At 39.1% G+C, this 15,322-nt stretch carries 18 protein-coding genes; 15 read left to right on the plus strand and 3 right to left on the minus strand.

What is annotated here, in order from left to right:
• Nucleotide 1 precedes the first annotated feature (1 nt).
• The 15 genes from OC457_RS14735 (at nt 2) to OC457_RS14805 (ending at nt 12,964) form a co-directional block, all read left to right on the plus strand.
• Complete coding sequence (locus OC457_RS14735; RefSeq protein ID WP_080174086.1) at nt 2-1,369, plus strand: MotA/TolQ/ExbB proton channel family protein; 1,368 nt, start codon at nt 2-4, stop codon at nt 1,367-1,369.
• Entirely contained in the window at nt 1,369-1,902 is a 534-nt protein-coding gene (locus OC457_RS14740; RefSeq protein WP_080174087.1) for a MotA/TolQ/ExbB proton channel family protein, read from the plus strand. The genes OC457_RS14735 and OC457_RS14740 overlap by 1 nt, the downstream gene beginning before the upstream one ends.
• On the plus strand, nt 1,899-2,303 hold the full coding sequence (locus OC457_RS14745; RefSeq protein ID WP_080174088.1) for an ExbD/TolR family protein: 405 nt from the start codon (nt 1,899-1,901) through the stop codon (nt 2,301-2,303). The genes OC457_RS14740 and OC457_RS14745 overlap by 4 nt, the downstream gene beginning before the upstream one ends.
• Nucleotides 2,303-2,953: an energy transducer TonB gene (locus OC457_RS14750; RefSeq protein ID WP_080174089.1), complete on the plus strand. Its 651-nt coding sequence runs from the start codon at nt 2,303-2,305 to the stop codon at nt 2,951-2,953. Before OC457_RS14745 ends, OC457_RS14750 begins: the two co-directional genes overlap by 1 nt.
• Entirely contained in the window at nt 2,953-4,140 is a 1,188-nt protein-coding gene (locus OC457_RS14755) for a tetratricopeptide repeat protein (protein ID WP_080174090.1), read from the plus strand. The genes OC457_RS14750 and OC457_RS14755 overlap by 1 nt, the downstream gene beginning before the upstream one ends.
• Before the next feature lie 304 nt (nt 4,141-4,444).
• Complete coding sequence (locus OC457_RS14760; RefSeq protein ID WP_080174091.1) at nt 4,445-6,097, plus strand: phosphoethanolamine transferase; 1,653 nt, start codon at nt 4,445-4,447, stop codon at nt 6,095-6,097.
• Between the two features lie 289 nt (nt 6,098-6,386).
• The gene (locus OC457_RS14765) at nt 6,387-7,016 is read left to right on the plus strand and encodes a PepSY-associated TM helix domain-containing protein (RefSeq protein WP_080174092.1); all 630 of its coding nucleotides are present in this window, start codon (nt 6,387-6,389) and stop codon (nt 7,014-7,016) included.
• 41 nt (nt 7,017-7,057) lie between these two features.
• Nucleotides 7,058-7,576, plus strand: a complete 519-nt coding sequence (locus tag OC457_RS14770) for a DUF2271 domain-containing protein (RefSeq protein ID WP_065167441.1) — start codon at nt 7,058-7,060, stop codon at nt 7,574-7,576.
• Between the two features lie 11 nt (nt 7,577-7,587).
• Entirely contained in the window at nt 7,588-8,424 is an 837-nt protein-coding gene (locus tag OC457_RS14775) for a DUF4198 domain-containing protein (RefSeq protein ID WP_200813397.1), read from the plus strand.
• A 100-nt stretch (nt 8,425-8,524) separates the two neighbouring features.
• Nucleotides 8,525-8,848, plus strand: coding sequence for a hypothetical protein (locus OC457_RS14780; RefSeq protein ID WP_080174210.1), 324 nt, complete (start codon nt 8,525-8,527; stop codon nt 8,846-8,848).
• The gene (locus OC457_RS14785) at nt 8,845-9,429 is read left to right on the plus strand and encodes a DUF6162 family protein (RefSeq protein ID WP_065176788.1); all 585 of its coding nucleotides are present in this window, start codon (nt 8,845-8,847) and stop codon (nt 9,427-9,429) included. The genes OC457_RS14780 and OC457_RS14785 overlap by 4 nt, the downstream gene beginning before the upstream one ends.
• Before the next feature lie 56 nt (nt 9,430-9,485).
• Nucleotides 9,486-10,394, plus strand: a complete 909-nt coding sequence (locus tag OC457_RS14790) for a metal ABC transporter solute-binding protein, Zn/Mn family (RefSeq protein WP_080174093.1) — start codon at nt 9,486-9,488, stop codon at nt 10,392-10,394.
• Nucleotides 10,391-11,146, plus strand: a complete 756-nt coding sequence (locus OC457_RS14795; RefSeq protein ID WP_080174094.1) for a metal ABC transporter ATP-binding protein — start codon at nt 10,391-10,393, stop codon at nt 11,144-11,146. Before OC457_RS14790 ends, OC457_RS14795 begins: the two co-directional genes overlap by 4 nt.
• Nucleotides 11,146-12,021: a metal ABC transporter permease gene (locus OC457_RS14800; protein ID WP_080174095.1), complete on the plus strand. Its 876-nt coding sequence runs from the start codon at nt 11,146-11,148 to the stop codon at nt 12,019-12,021. The genes OC457_RS14795 and OC457_RS14800 overlap by 1 nt, the downstream gene beginning before the upstream one ends.
• An 85-nt stretch (nt 12,022-12,106) precedes the next feature.
• Nucleotides 12,107-12,964 (plus strand): ABC transporter substrate-binding protein, encoded by an 858-nt coding sequence (locus OC457_RS14805; RefSeq protein WP_235866920.1) that lies wholly within the window; start codon nt 12,107-12,109, stop codon nt 12,962-12,964.
• Nucleotides 12,965-13,030: 66 nt separating this feature from the next.
• Here the strand turns inward: OC457_RS14805 and OC457_RS14810 are convergent, their stop codons facing one another.
• From OC457_RS14810 to OC457_RS14820, 3 genes are all read right to left on the minus strand, one after another.
• A complete protein-coding gene (locus OC457_RS14810) occupies nt 13,031-13,585 on the minus strand; it encodes a manganese efflux pump MntP (protein WP_080174097.1) in 555 nt (184 codons plus the stop codon).
• Between the two features lie 156 nt (nt 13,586-13,741).
• Nucleotides 13,742-14,257 carry an NUDIX hydrolase gene (locus OC457_RS14815; RefSeq protein WP_080174098.1) on the minus strand — a complete coding sequence of 172 codons (516 nt, stop codon included), beginning with the start codon at nt 14,255-14,257 and terminating at the stop codon, nt 13,742-13,744.
• 9 nt (nt 14,258-14,266) lie between these two features.
• On the minus strand, nt 14,267-15,319 hold the full coding sequence (locus OC457_RS14820; RefSeq protein WP_080174099.1) for a GGDEF domain-containing protein: 1,053 nt from the start codon (nt 15,317-15,319) through the stop codon (nt 14,267-14,269).
• Nucleotides 15,320-15,322: the final 3 nt, after the last annotated feature.

Here is a 15,322-nt window from a genome sequence, read left to right on the forward strand (position 1 = left end):
TATGAAATTAAAAGCGTTAGTTGCTGCCCTTTGTGTCGCAAGTATGCCATTTGCCGTGAATGCAGAATCGATAGTAAAACAAGCACAACAAGAACAAAGCCAACAAACTCAGCATAATATTCAGCGTGAAGCGGGTTTTAACCATACTCAGCAAACAGTGAAAGCACAATATGATGCATTAGTGGCTGAGCGTAATAAGCTCAAAGCCGCCACTGAAGTATTAAGCACAACTTTTAGCACTAATGAACAACACTTATCAACGCTAGAGCAGCAATTGCGTCTAGAAAGTGGCAGCTTAGGTGAGCTATTTGGCGTGGTGCGTCAAACCGCGAAAGAAGTTCAAGCCGAGCAGCAACATGCAGTAACAGCGATTGATAACAGTCAAGATAATGCGGTTGTAAATGACATTGTTGCCGCTAAAGCATTACCTTCAATGGAACAGCTACAAGGCTTATGGCATGCAATGACAGATCAGATTGTTGCTAGCGGCCAAATTGCCAAAGTGACCGTGCCATATATCAATGGCGATGGTGAGCAAAGTAACGTTGAAGCATTACGTCTAGGTAGCATCGGTTTAGTGGGCGATAACGGGTATTTAAAGTGGGATGGTGCTCAACATGTTGCAACATCTTACTTACAACAACCAGAATATGCACCAACGTTGGCAAATTACGATCAGCTTGTATCAACAGCTAATCAAATGCTAGTGGTTGATCCTTCGCGTGGAGTGATGCTTGAGCAATTAGCACTGTCTCCAACGTTAATGGATCGCCTACAAGCAGGTGGTGCAGTCGGTAAAGTGATCCTATTGCTGCTTGCTATTGGTGCCGGTATTGCGATTTTCCGTGGCACAAAATTGGCGATGATCCGTCAACAGATTAAAGCGCAACTGAAGCAACCCTCTAAGCCGAGTAATAACCCTTTAGGTCGTATTCTTGCGGTATATAACAAAGAGCAAAGCCGCAGTGTTGAAGCGTTAGAATTGCGTTTGTTAGAAGCAATTGTCGATGAGCAACAAGAGCTAGAGAAAGGCTTATCAATGCTAAAACTGTTTGCAGCTTTAGCACCAATGCTTGGCCTGCTGGGTACAGTTACCGGTATGATTGAAACTTTCCAAGTGATCACTCAGTTTGGTAATGGTGATCCAAAAGTGATGGCGGGTGGTATTTCAATGGCATTGGTTACCACGGTATTAGGCTTAGTTGCGGCAATGCCACTGTTGCTGGCGCATAATATTTTAAGTTCTCAAGCTGAAAATATTCGTATGATTCTTGAAAAGCAGGGTATTAGTTTAGTCGCGGAACAAGCCGAGAAAAACGATAAGAATGGCATCAAAAATTCTGGTATGACAACTGAACAGGCAGCCTAATGGATAGCAGCATATTTCAAAGCTGGTGGTTTTCATTGTCGCATTTTATGGCGCAAGGCGGTGTGATCCTATGGTGGTTAGCTGCGGTTGTTGCTGTGTTGTGGTTATTAGTGTTTGAGCGAGTGATATACCTTGCATTTTACTTTCCACAACAACGACAACACTGGATAGCATTATGGGCGGCACGTGCCGATCATCAATCGTGGTATGCCCATGCCATTCGTGATGGCTGGTTAGCTGATGCAAAAATAGCATTAAACAAAAACCTTAATTTTATTAAAGTGTTAGTGGCTATTTGTCCAATGCTCGGATTGCTTGGCACTGTGACAGGTATGATCTCTGTGTTTGATGTTATGGCAACCCAAGGCAGTAGCCAACCTCGATTAATGGCGTCAGGGATTTCACTGGCGACATTACCGACCATGGCGGGCATGGTAGCCGCATTAGCAGGGATGTTTATTCATGCTCGATTGGCAAAAGCGTGCCAAATGCGTGAGTTGAAATTAGAAAAATCATTAAGGAGTCAGCAATGAGACTCAGTCGTCGCTCGTCAGTGCGTGAAGATGCACAAATAGATTTAACCTCGATGTTAGATATCGTTTTCATCATGTTGATTTTCTTTATTGTGACGAGTTCTTTTGTGCGTGAATCTGGGGTTGAAGTTAATCGCCCTCAAGCAAGCCATGTTGTTAGTCAAAAAGATGCTGGTATTTTTGTGGCGATCACCGCAGCGAATGATATTTACATTGATAAGCGAGTGGTAGATGCCGAACGTGTGCAAGCAACACTGGAGCATATGCTAACTGAACAACCAGATGCTGCATTAGTGATCCAAGCAGATGAACATGCTTATAACGGTACGGTTGTTAAAGTGATGGACGCTGCAAAAGGTGCAGGGGTGAAGAATATAGCTCTGGCGGCGGAGAAAAGCTAATGATGCGCATATTGATGGCATTGCCATTGGCGCTGGCGATGGCTTTGAGTTTGTTTACGCTAATGGCATGGATGGTGGATAACGGTAATCATCAACCACAAGATAATTCGCCGTCGTTAGCGTTTAATATGGTGATGGTAGAACACGAGCAAGCGCCACAACGTCGTCAGCGTGTTGCTCCACCGCCACCAGAAACACCGACGCCACCACCTGAAGCGCAACCATCACAGTCACAAGCAGCAACATCAACTGCAATGCCGATGGCATCAATTCCAAGTTTGGGTTTGGATACATCGATTCACGGTCTAGCGGTTAATGCGCCTAAATTTACTGATTTTAGTAGCGCCGCAGCGATCGGAAATGGTTTAGGTAAATCGCAACAAGCTATGCCACTTTATCGGGTTGAACCACGTTATCCTTCGCGAGCTTTGCGTCAGGGTAAAGAAGGTTATGTGGTGCTTAAATTCACCATTGATACTCAAGGTAGGCCGATTGATATTGCTGTTATGGATGCTAAACCACGACGTTTATTTGATAAAGAAGCGATTCGTGCGTTACGTAAGTGGAAATACCAACCACAAGTTGTTAATGGTACTGCAATGGCGCAGCAAGGGCAGACAGTACGTCTTGAATTTAGGTTGAATCAATAATGAAAAAGATCGCTTTTATTATCGCGTTAACCTTATCGGCCTCACTGCCATTATCTTATGCTTATGCAAGTGGTGGTCAGTTATCACAAGCAACGGCTAATAAGGTACAGCGCGCCAATAACTTACAATTAAATGATAAGCTTGATCAAGCTGTCGCTATCTTAGCTGAAATGAACCCAAGTGCTGCGTATGATAAAGCCTATGTTCAGCGTATGTTAGGGGTGTTTTATTGGCAACAAGGTAAAACATCACAAGCAGTGAAATTGCTAACAAAAGCGGTAAACAGTGGTTTGTTGAAAGATGATCAAGCTTGGACTACTGAGCGTATGTTAGCGGATATTCTACTTTCTGAGGCTAAATACAGCCAAGCTTTACCACATTATTATAAGTTAACTAAAAATATTCCGGCTAAGCAAAAAGGCTCTGAGTTGTGGTTACGTATTGCGCAAGCGCATTATCAGCAATCACAATGGCAACAAGTGCTAACTGCAATGAAGCGTTACGACGGTTATAGCCTTAAAGATAGCATGTCGCCATTATCGATTAAGCTAGGTGCACAGCTGCAATTGAAACATTGGCAAGGGGCTTCGGCAACGTTAAATCGTTTAATTGCACTTGAACCGAATAAGTTAATTTGGTGGCAGCAGTTAGCCAGTATTCAGATGCGTACAGGGAAAAATGCCGATGCATTAGCGACATTAAAGCTTGCTAAGTATCAAGGTGTTGTACTGAGTCAGCAAGATCTTAAAGTATTGGCTCAATTGTATGCTCAACAAGGTATTCCAGAACGCGCAGCTGAACAAATTGCCGTATTGAAGGATGCAAATAGCGATAAGACATTATTGATAGAGCAAGCAAACTATTGGCAAATGGCACGCGAGTGGAATAAAGCGATCAAGCTATGGAGCAAAGTTGCGGCCAAAGATAATCATTATCGGTGGCAATTAGCACAATTATTAGTTCAAGAAGGCGATTATAAACAAGCGTTGGTTGAGTTAGATCGCGTTAAGCGTAAAGATAAACGTGCAGAAGTAGAATTGGCCAAAGTACGGGTTTATTACAAAATGAATAATCTCGAACAAGCGATTATTCATGCGAAGCAAGCTGATAATATTAAGCCTTCTTCTGCTGCGAAAAGTTGGGTTAAATATTTAGCTCAAATGCGTAAAATGGATGCAAGTGCTTAACGAATAGAGTAATTATTGGATATATTATTAGTTGTCTGAAAGGCGAGCCATTGAGCTCGTTTTTCTTATTTTTAAGAATGTAAAAAAATAAAATAATAATATGACTTTTATTAAGTATTTATCGTGGTGCTTTGGGCGTGATTAAAAATATTATTGTAAGTTAAAATTTAATGCTTAAAAATCATTAGTAAGACGATAAGAGTATTTAATATGTTTTATTTTAGAAGTATACTTATGCATCTAAAACGTGCCATTGAGTGCCATTGAGTGGCATTGGGTTATATTATTATTTTAGGTTAAATAAATGAAGTGTTCTTCCTATTTTTTCAACAAAGAAATAAATTATAATATTTTAATTTTTTATATTGCTGTGTATTTTGGTCTTATTTTAAACATCCCATTATGGCAAACCTTTTATGAGATACTATCAAAATTAGAAATGGTGAATGTAGGGTTTGTAATATCATTACCTATATTTCTCATTGCAGCACTTAATATTATTTTTCAACTTTTTGCATGGCCATATTTTGGACGTGTTTTTTTTGGTATTTTAACCTTTGTTTCAGCTATTACCGCTTATGCTTCATATCATTATGGCGTTATTTTTGATTATGGTATGATTGAAAATATTGTTGAGACTAACAGTGGTGAAGCATCATCATATTTTAGCCTATCTGGTCTTATCACTATTACCATTTTGGGTGTTATTCCTTGTTTATATATCATCAGTGTAAAAGTAAAAAAACAATCTTTTGTTAAGAATTTTATACTATATAAGGTAATATCTATTATTGCTTCTATTATTGTTATTGTCTTAATTGCAGCTTTTTTCTATAAAGATTATGCGTCTGTTGGTCGTAATAATAAATATCTTAATCGTGTAATCAATCCATCTTATGTATATACAGCTATTAAATATATTGATAGAACCTATTTCATGAAGCCGATTGCTTACCAAGAAATTGGTACTGATGCTAAATTAGTTACTACGGCAACATCAAACGGTAAGCCAACCTTATTTGTATTTGTTTTAGGGGAGACCGCGCGTTCCCAAAATTATCAAGCTAATGGTTATCCTCGTCCAACAAACCGATATACTCAGCCTGATGATATGATTTCATTTAAAAATGTTTCATCGTGTGGTACTGCTACAGCCGTATCGGTTCCTTGCATGTTCTCGGCAATGGATCGTCGTAATTACAAAAAAGAAATCGCTTATAATCAAGATACATTCATTGATATTCTACATCGCGCAGGTATTTCTATGTTGTGGAAAGAAAATGATGGTGGTGATAAAGGTGCTGGCGATCGTATTCAAAAAATAACCTTAAGTCATAGCGCTACCAATCCTTTATGCGATGGTGAATCATGCCTTGATATGGCGTTATTAGAAAACTTTGATCAAGATGTAGCGAATATGAAAGGGAATAAGTTTATTACGCTACATATAATGGGAAGTCATGGTCCTACATATTATAAACGTTACCCTCAAGATCACGCATTCTTTAAGCCAGATTGTCAGCGTTCTGATATTGAAAATTGCACCAAAGAACAGATAGTTAACAGTTATGATAATACTATTTTATATACTGATTATGTTATCAGCCAATTGATTGAAAAATTAAAAGGTTATAGTGATAAATATAATACAGCATTGTTCTATATTTCAGATCATGGTGAATCTTTAGGTGAAGGTGGATTATATCTCCACGGTACTCCTTATAGCTTGGCACCTAAATACCAAACAACAGTACCAATGATGATGTGGTTTTCAAAAAGCTTTACTCAAGATCGTGACTTAAATTTAACTTGTCTTGAAGACTTGGCAACGAATGCTAAGCAAGGGGATTATTCACAAGATAATATATTTAGTTCTATGCTAGGTATTATGAATGTAAATACCTCTGTGTATAAACCTCAACAAGATATTTTCCGCCAGTGCCGTACTAATAAATAACTGAAGTGGTATAGTTAATTTGGCAATATACGGTTTGATGTTAAACCTTATAAATTACCCCTAATGATGTTTTATTAGGGGTTTATTTTTTATAGGCGTTATTATTCTCGCACCTCGCACCTCGCACCTCGCACCTCGCACCTCGCACCTCGCACCTCGCACCTCGCACCTAATTTCCTTCTTTTGTCTCATTTTTCTAACCAACGTAAATAATGTAAATTGAATGCCAATAAGAACGATTATCAATTAAATTATCATTATTCCAGTTCCTTTATACATGATGTTAGTAATGGTGTTAAAAAACAAAGCAGTGCAACTATGGGCGCGTCGATTACATATTTATATTTCAATGGCACTGCTGCTGGTGGTGCTATTTTTTGCCATTACTGGGATCACTTTAAATCGGCCTTATCTTTTTGTTAGCCAAGCGCCTAATGTGGTTGAGCAGCAATTGATTATACCGACAGATTTATTGCGCTCTGATAAAGGGCCATTTGCTCCAGATCGTGCAGCCTTGATCGCTTATCTTGCTAAGCATGGTGATGTCAGTGGTACACCTTCTGCGATTGATATATTTACTGATGTTGATGGCGCTGAATTATTAGAAGGCGAAATTTCACTCGATTATAAAGGCCCTGGTTATAACGCCACGGTGTTTATTGATATGACAACAGCGCAAGCCACAATTGAAAGTACCCATTACGGCACAATTGCAGTGCTGAATGACCTCCATAAAGGACGTAATAGTGGTGAAATTTGGCGTTGGTTTATTGATATTACAGCTTTATTGATGGTGATGTTTGTATTAACCGGCGTGTGTTTATTAATACCTAAAAAGAAAACCTTCAATACTTCTTTGAAGTGGATGGGGCTCGGTTCTGTGATTAGTTTATTGATTTATATCTTTGCTGTGCCATAGCAGTATTTGATTGTCGCTTTTATCTAAGGTTAGTTATCACCATGTTTAACGTCATAAAAAAACCATTATTAGCCGCGTTATTGTTAACACCATTGGCGAGTGCGATTGCCAAACCTGTGCCTGAAAATGCTCAGCTTGAGGTGAATTTTACACTACCTGCGATTGAAACCACCATGTATGCACGTCCATATGTTGCTGTATGGGTTGAAGATGCCAACCGTAAACCTGTACGCACTGTGCAGTTGTGGGTTGGTAAAGATGAGTGGTTAAAAGATTTACGTAGCTGGTGGCGCAAAGTCGGTCGTTACGATCGTGAGTTAGTTGATGCGGTTACATCGGCAACACGTCCTGCGGGCGAATATAAGTTCGTTTGGGATGGCTTAAATGATAAAGGGCAGCCTGTTGAACAGGGCAATTACACCTTTTATGTAGAAGTTGTACGTGAACACGGTGGCCGAAACTACTTACGTCAAAAAATCGAGCTAGGCGAAAACGCGTTTAGCCATGTTATTGCACCAACGGAAGAAACCGGTGCTATTCAGCTTAATTACAAACTTTGAGTGATAGTAACATTATGAAAAATAATAAAATGAAAGCGTTTTCTCTGGCATGTGCTGTTATTGCAGGCTTGGCTGTTTCAGCATCGGCAAATGCGCATCCGCGATGGGTATTACCGTCACATTTTACGGTATCAAAGGAAGGTGGCGATTGGTTATCTTTTGATGTTACAGCGTCACACGGTACCTTTGTTTATGATAAGCCAGCGAGCACGGAAACTGCAGAAGTTGTGATGCCTGATGGTCGTACAGAGCGTCCTAACTTTACTATTCGTGGTAAGCGTCGTGCTATTTTTGACTTCTACTTTGAAGAGCAAGGTACGCATAAAGTTCAAGTAAATCAAACGCCTGTCTATTATACGCAATATAAAGCAGGTCGTCGTGATACGGTTAAATGGATTGCGGCCAATAAAGTTGAACGTGATAGTGTGTTACCTAAAAAATCTCGTGATGTTATTACGCAAGTGGGTTACACCCGTGCAGAAACGTATGTCACCGTTGGTAAGCCAAGTACTAAAGCAATGGAAATTACCGGTAAGTATTTAGAATTACTGCCAATCACTCATCCTGCTGACATTATTGAAGGTGAGCCTGTTACTTTTCAATTCTACTTTAATGGTAAGCCACAAGCGGGTGTTGTAGCTGAAGTGACCCGTGAAGGAACACTATATCGTAATCACCAAGAACAAATTGATGTTGTGAGTGATAAAGATGGCATGGTGAGCTTTACACCAGCAACGGCGGGCCGCTATATCATGAAAGCAAATTACCGTGGTGAAATCGCCAATAACCCAATGGTTGATACTGCTAACGTTAATGTGCATATCACTTTTGAAGCATCACTACAGTAAGACTATCTAGCGCGCTGCTTTCTGACAGAAGGCAGCCGTATTATTCCTTTATATGTCACTTATTACAGTTATCAATAATATGGGCAGATTCGAGATTGTTATGAAAAAGCAGACATCAGTTATTCAGTTATCGTTATTAACATTAGGCTTATTTTCAACTGCAGCTCAAGCGCATTTCCCATTAATGAGCTGTTGGTTTGAGAGTGATAAAGTAGCTTGTGAGACTGGCTATAGCGATGGCAGCAAAGCCGTTGATTACAGCGTTAATATGTATGATTACGACGATAATCTTATTGCTAAAGTAAATACCGATAAGCGCTCGATTGCTGAGTTTGTTAAACCTGATACTGATTTTTATTTAGTATTTGACTCTGGACATGAAAGCCCTGTTGAAGTCGACGTTGTTGAGATTAGCGAAAAATGATCCGTCAATCTGTAGCATCAGACAATGGTGGCAAAGAAGGCAAATGGGTTGGCGGTATTATCGTTGCTATTTTATTGGTCGCGGCAGGGCTATTGCCTTTTCATCAAGATAAAATCCAATCACAACCATTAGATGCTCACCAAATAGCAGTCACTGAGTTAAGCCCTGATGAATTAGCGATGGTCGCTGAGTTACGCCTCGCTCATGAAGAAATTCGCAATATAAATCAAGATAGTCGTGAGTTTGATAATCAAAATAGATGGCCAAATATGGCGGAATTATCTGAATTATGGCTCGCACCTTTCATCGAAGATAAAAGCTGGGAGCGAAAAGGTCGTCATCAGTGGCAACATCTGACAGGGGCTATTTATCAAGGCATTCGTGTTGAAAAGCAAGGTGCATCGTCTGTCATTCTCAACAGTAATAGCCCTGAACCTGATATTTGGTTGGCACTTTCTCGAAACACGACACCATTAGTTATCAATAAAGACGCAGATTTTACAGCTCAGCAACTTATCGATAATGGTTGGACACAAATTGTATTTCATAGCGACAGTAATGAGCAGTCTCAAGCGCATTGAGGTGTTGGTATATCGCTGGCGGTTATTCTTTTCTCTAACGTTGAAGTAAATATATTATGAAAAAAGTCATTCAAACGGCGCTAACCGCTGCGGCTTTATTGGTTAGTTTTAGTTGCGCTGCTGCTGAAAAACTAACTATTGGTATCACACTGCAACCTTATTATAGCTATGTAAAAGCAGTAGTGGGCGATAAGGCTGATATTTTACCGTTAGTTGATGCCGGTTTTAATCCTCATAACTATCAACCACAACCAAATGACTTACGCCGTCTAAAACAAATGGACGTTATTGTTGTTAATGGTATTGGTCATGATGATTTTGCGCTTAAAGTGATTGATGCTGCTAACCGTGATGATTTAGTGGTGCTTAAAGCGAATAATGATGTGCCGTTACTTCCTGCTATGGGGCAGTCTGTTGGTAACGGCGCTGTTAATCCACATACCTTTGTTGGTTTATCAACCACAATTCAAAAGGTATATACCATTGCCAATAAATTAGCTGAACTTGATCCCGACAATGCACGTCAATACCGTAAAAATGCTCGTGATTATGCGAAAAAATTTCGATTAATGAAGCGTAAATCAATGTTAGCGCTGGGGGACTTAAATACCGCGGGAATGAAAGTTGCCACAACCCATAATGCTTACGGCTACATATTACAAGAATTTGGTGTTGATGTTGCAGCGGTGATTGAACCTGCTCATGGTGTTGAACCAAGTGCGAGCCAGTTACAGGGCACGATTGAGAAAATCAAGCAATCAGGTATTGATGTGCTGTTTTATGAATTAAATATGCCTAACCGTTATGTTGATACCATAGAAAAAGCGACTGGAGTGAAGTTATACCGTTTCTCACACATGACGCATGGTCAATATGACGCTAAAAAAGTCGAAATCGAAATGCAGCAAAATTTAGACACATTAGTAGAAGCAATGCAATTTGCTGCTAAAAAGGATCAAGCATGAGTGTTGGCCCTCAAATTGAGATTGCAAACCTTGAATTGCAATACGGTGAAAACCAGATTTTATCTAGCATCAATCATACCTTTGAAGCAGGTCAATGCCATGTGGTTATGGGGCCTAATGGTGGTGGAAAAACATCGTTATTACGTTCAATTTTAGGTTTAACACCATTCAAAGGTCAGGTTGATATTTTATGGGATGATATCGCTAATAATGGTAAACCGGGTTCTGTCGGTTATGTGCCTCAAAAAGCGATGTTTGAACAAAGTTTACCGTTAACGGTGATGGATTTTATTTTATTGAATTTAACCCGTTCACCGCTATTTTGGCGTAAGCGTCAGCAAGATAAGTTATTTGCATTAAGCCAGCTTGAACGTGTTGGCATGGCGAATCGTGCTGATCGTCGCATGGGGCAGTTATCGGGTGGTGAACAACAACGGGTTTTATTCGCCCAAGCATTATTAGATAACCCAGATCTATTAGTCCTTGATGAGCCTACAACGGGTATGGATGAACAAGGTGTACGTTATCTAGAAGCACTAATTCATGAGTTTGTCGCCCAAGGTAAAACAGTGTTAGCAGTGCACCATGATGTTACTGCTGTACGTCGTTTGAATGCACAGGTGCATGTTGTTAATCGTATTCTTGTCGATTCAGGTCATCATTCTGATGTGTTGATCCCCGAAAAAATTGAACGATTATTTAATCACTATAGTCATGTGCCGATTGCGGCAAAGCAACATGAGATCGCGTAATGGAGTTATTACGTCATTGGGCACAACTAGGTGTTGATGCGGGTTTTCTAAGTGACAGTTTTTCATACGCCTTTATGGTGAATGCTATTGTCGCTGCATTGTTATTAGGTCCATTATTAGGCGGGCTAGGGACATTAGTGATTGCCAAGCGATTGGCTTTTTTCTCTGAAGCTGTTGGTCACGCGGCATTAACAGGGATCGCATTAGGGGTGTTATTAGGTGAGCCGCCTGAAAATCCTTTCATTGGTTTATTTAGTTTTTGCATGATTTTTGCCCTGTTACTGCATTTTGTTCGTAATCGAACCAATGTGCCTTACGATACGCTCGTTGGTGTGTTTCTTGCCTTGGCATTAGCAGTAGGCGCGGCATTATTAATGTATGTAGCCCGTAAAATTAATATTCACATGCTAGAAAATGTACTGTTTGGCTCGATTCTTACGGTTACTGATCAAGATCTATGGGTATTAGCAATAAGCTGTAGCTTGATTATTGTGCTGTTAATACCGACTTTTAACCGCATTTTATTAACTTGTATTAGTCCTGATATAGCGCGTGTTCGCGGTTATAAAACCAACTTTTATGACTATTTGTTTGTGATGATGATTACGCTGGTCACTATAGCCTCGGTTAAGATTGTCGGTGCTGTGTTAGTTGGTGCTTTATTGCTTATTCCTGGGGCTACAGCTCGCCTATTAACTAAAAATATGGGCAGTTTTGTATTGCTATCAGCGTTATTGGCTACCATCAGTTGTGTTGTTGGTACGGTATTACCAATGGAGCTTAAACTTCCTGTACCTTCGGGCGCTGCGATTATTATTGTTGCTGCTATTTTCTTTTTAACGGCCACTTGTTACCGCATTATTCGTAAAGGGTAGTCGCTGTATTTTTTAAGGAATCCCCATGAGATATATTCAGCAACAACCAATACGTTTTCTGAGAGAATCACTATGCGTTGTTGCAATGCTTACCGCAGGGTGGAGTTATACCTGCGCCGTTCATGCGCAAGATATTTTAACCGCAACCCCTGTAACTTATATGCTAGCAACAGAGCTAACATATAATACAGGGCTAACGACGGAATATTTACCGCCTAAACGTTATGGTGTATCACGGTTACCGAATTGGTTTGCTTCAAAAGGTGACGTGGTAACAAAAGAGGCGAGCAAGAAAGCGCAAACTGTGATCACATTAGGGGCTATTTGGCCGCAAGATCCGCTCTATGCTCATGCTCGACAAGGTAATATTAACATCGTCGAGATTGATGCATCTCAAGCGATTTCTCCTCGCGCACAAGGTGTCGCGGCATTGCGTTTAGAAGATGGTTCAACCTCAATCTATTCATGGTTAAATCCAACTAATCTTAGTCGTATGGCGGCAATTGTCAGCGATGATTTACAACGTTTATGGCCTGAAAAAGCGCAACAAATAGAAAAGAATCAGCAGCAATTAATGGGGGATGTTCGCTCGTTAATTAATGATCAACAACAAATGCTAATTGAGGCTGGTATTGATTCGGTCATCTTACTTTCTAAGGAGCTTGAAGATTTTGCATCAGGTAACCAACTGTTTGTTGTCGATCGTTTAACGACACCAGCATTAGAGTGGACAGACAAAGATAAGCAAAAATTAAGCGCGTTATTGGCTGACGATGATAGCTTGTGGTTATTAACAACGAAGAAATTAACAGTATTTCAACAGGCATTATTGCCAAAAGATGTCAATGTGATGGTTATTGACAGTATTGATCGTTGGGGGCGAGAGGGCATTAATCAAATGGAGCCGCTTAAGCGTTGGCAAATTAATGTGCAGCTGCCATGATTTGTGATTTATATTGCCCAGTTAATGACTGGGCTTTTATTGGGTTTATAGATAAATCAAACACACTTAAAATTTAAATAATAGCGATAAAATACCTAAAAGAATAAGTAAACTACCTGAAATCAGATCATTATATTTTCCAACAATGTTGCCAATAACACTATGACCAATATGATTACCGACATATGTTAAGAACATACCCGTGGTAAAAGTAAGCATAACAACCAGTGTAATGTCTAAGTGGGTAATACTACCTAAAATACCTACGCCAACATTATTAATCGACAATAATAAACCTAACATGACCGCCCCTTTAAAATTAAGTACGGTGCGTTGTTTTTGTTGCTGTTGTTGTTTTTTTAGAAGATCGCAGCCAATGAACCAAGCGCCCATTAAAATAAAAATCACTGAGCCTAATTCATTTGATACATAATTAGGAATCAGTTGAGTTATTAACTTACCACCTAGCATTGAAATAAAGGTAATTAACGCTGTTATAAAAGCAATTATTGCATTAGCGGTAAAAGGAATTCTTTCATTTTTCACACCATAACTAAGGCCAATAACAAAATTATCGAGGTTTGATGAAAGAGAAAATATTAAAGCGAGTAAGAAAGACACGATATACCATCTTTTAAAAATGTTTTTATAAACTGAAATGAAGCTTAACGCGATATATTTGTATGAATAGTAATTTTTCAGATATGAGCGATGTTCTACATGTTACGATTTTTATTCTTAAATACCGTAACATGTTTATGATTATTGGCGTTTAATTTAAATAAAACCAAGAATACGTGCTTTTAGAAAAGCGGCTAATGTTTTGTTATCTTGAATTTGGTTAGCGGCAATTTTTTGTTCTACTTCAGCAACAGATAGAGTAACTACATTAATGATTTCGTCATCATCAAGTTCACCCTGAGTTGCTGATAGCTCTTTAGCCACATAGAGGTATTGTATTTCATCACAAAAGCTAGGTACAGGCAGTAACTGACCTATAGGCTGCCATTGACTTGCGGCTAAGTTTGTCTCTTCTGCTAATTCTCGTTGCGCACAAATGAAAATATCTTCTTCGGTTTCAATGGTACCTGCAGGGAACTCAAATAACCATTGGCTTACCGCGGGACGATATTGATGAACAAGTACCAGATCACCGTTATGATCAATAGGAACAATAACCACCGCGCCTGGATGTTTTATACTGGTATAAGGTATTTCTCGACCATCGGGAAGCAAGTGTGGTTGCTCTTCAATACTAAAACATTTCCATTGATAGTGTTTTATTATGCTCATTATTATTCTCTATTCATTGGTTGCTATTTGATTTGAACCCCAGCTTTTGGCTCGCATCAATGCACTTTCTGCTTTGATATAATCGTATCTAAAATCTTGATATTCAATATTAGTAATACCAATACTAACGCTGATCTTTATTTGATGCCCCGTCGTTAATTCTAAGATCCATTGACTAATTTCATCTCGAATTTTAATTGCAAATTGTTCTGCTGCTTGAATATTTGCATCAGGAATAATGATACAAAACTCTTGGCTACTCAAACGTGCAATATGTATATTTTTGTCACAAATTTCACGGAGGCATTTTGCAGCCATCATCAGAGTCTTATCTCCAGCATCAAGGCCGAAGCGATCATTAACATCTCTGAATTTATCAATATTGATTAATAGCATCGAAATATCTCGACGGTAACGCTTACATCGAGCTGATTCGGTTTGATAAAAAGGTAATAGCCCTTCGCGGTTTAATAGCCCAGTCAGAAAATCATTAGTCGTGGTTTTTTTAACTTGCAAAATAGCATCGTATCGATGACGAGATAATAAAAATGCCATCACAAAAATAATAGAATAAGCACAAATATTTTGAAGGGCAGAAGAAATCTGTATATGTTTGTCGGCTATTTCAGATACGCTTAGCACAATATAGATCAAGCCAAAAATACCACTATACCAGGTAGCGGTTTTAATTTTTAATGCAAAAAAGCTTAATAGTGGAATAGTTAAGCCGATAGTATTACTGATATGGCGTGCACCAGTAAAATAAAAACCACTAGAACATACGAGAGTTGTTGCAATTAAAAAGATCCAAAAAAGAATAGTTGCCGAGAAGAGGGTTCGATTTAATGCCGCTAAAATATAACATAACACCATGCCAACTATACCAACAATAGTAAAATAATGGTCTTGCTGTGAGACAAAATAAGTAAAAGCAATAATGGCACAGATAGCACCAGCAAAAGGAAATAACAAAGAAAGTTGTTTTTTTAATGTTTTCTCACTAAGTTCAATATAGGCAAAGTTTGTTGCTTGTAGCTGAGTGCTTTTAATCAATGTAGCCATGAT

The sequence above is a fragment of the Photobacterium toruni genome, assembly GCF_024529955.1.
GTDB classification, from domain to species: Bacteria; Pseudomonadota; Gammaproteobacteria; order Enterobacterales; family Vibrionaceae; genus Photobacterium; species Photobacterium toruni.

Coding starts and splice junctions, on each gene's coding strand:
- OC457_RS14805 (WP_235866920.1), top strand. CDS start 12,107: ATGCTTACCGCAGGGTGGAGTTATACCTGCGCCGTTCATGCGCAAGAT.
- OC457_RS14780 (WP_080174210.1), top strand. CDS start 8,525: ATGAAAAAGCAGACATCAGTTATTCAGTTATCGTTATTAACATTAGGC.
- OC457_RS14765 (WP_080174092.1), top strand. CDS start 6,387: ATGGTGTTAAAAAACAAAGCAGTGCAACTATGGGCGCGTCGATTACAT.
- OC457_RS14770 (WP_065167441.1), top strand. CDS start 7,058: ATGTTTAACGTCATAAAAAAACCATTATTAGCCGCGTTATTGTTAACA.
- OC457_RS14815 (WP_080174098.1), bottom strand. CDS start 14,257: ATGAGCATAATAAAACACTATCAATGGAAATGTTTTAGTATTGAAGAG.
- OC457_RS14740 (WP_080174087.1), top strand. CDS start 1,369: ATGGATAGCAGCATATTTCAAAGCTGGTGGTTTTCATTGTCGCATTTT.
- OC457_RS14795 (WP_080174094.1), top strand. CDS start 10,391: ATGAGTGTTGGCCCTCAAATTGAGATTGCAAACCTTGAATTGCAATAC.
- OC457_RS14785 (WP_065176788.1), top strand. CDS start 8,845: ATGATCCGTCAATCTGTAGCATCAGACAATGGTGGCAAAGAAGGCAAA.
- OC457_RS14800 (WP_080174095.1), top strand. CDS start 11,146: ATGGAGTTATTACGTCATTGGGCACAACTAGGTGTTGATGCGGGTTTT.
- OC457_RS14790 (WP_080174093.1), top strand. CDS start 9,486: ATGAAAAAAGTCATTCAAACGGCGCTAACCGCTGCGGCTTTATTGGTT.
- OC457_RS14760 (WP_080174091.1), top strand. CDS start 4,445: ATGAAGTGTTCTTCCTATTTTTTCAACAAAGAAATAAATTATAATATT.
- OC457_RS14745 (WP_080174088.1), top strand. CDS start 1,899: ATGAGACTCAGTCGTCGCTCGTCAGTGCGTGAAGATGCACAAATAGAT.
- OC457_RS14820 (WP_080174099.1), bottom strand. CDS start 15,319: ATGGCTACATTGATTAAAAGCACTCAGCTACAAGCAACAAACTTTGCC.
- OC457_RS14735 (WP_080174086.1), top strand. CDS start 2: ATGAAATTAAAAGCGTTAGTTGCTGCCCTTTGTGTCGCAAGTATGCCA.
- OC457_RS14755 (WP_080174090.1), top strand. CDS start 2,953: ATGAAAAAGATCGCTTTTATTATCGCGTTAACCTTATCGGCCTCACTG.
- OC457_RS14750 (WP_080174089.1), top strand. CDS start 2,303: ATGATGCGCATATTGATGGCATTGCCATTGGCGCTGGCGATGGCTTTG.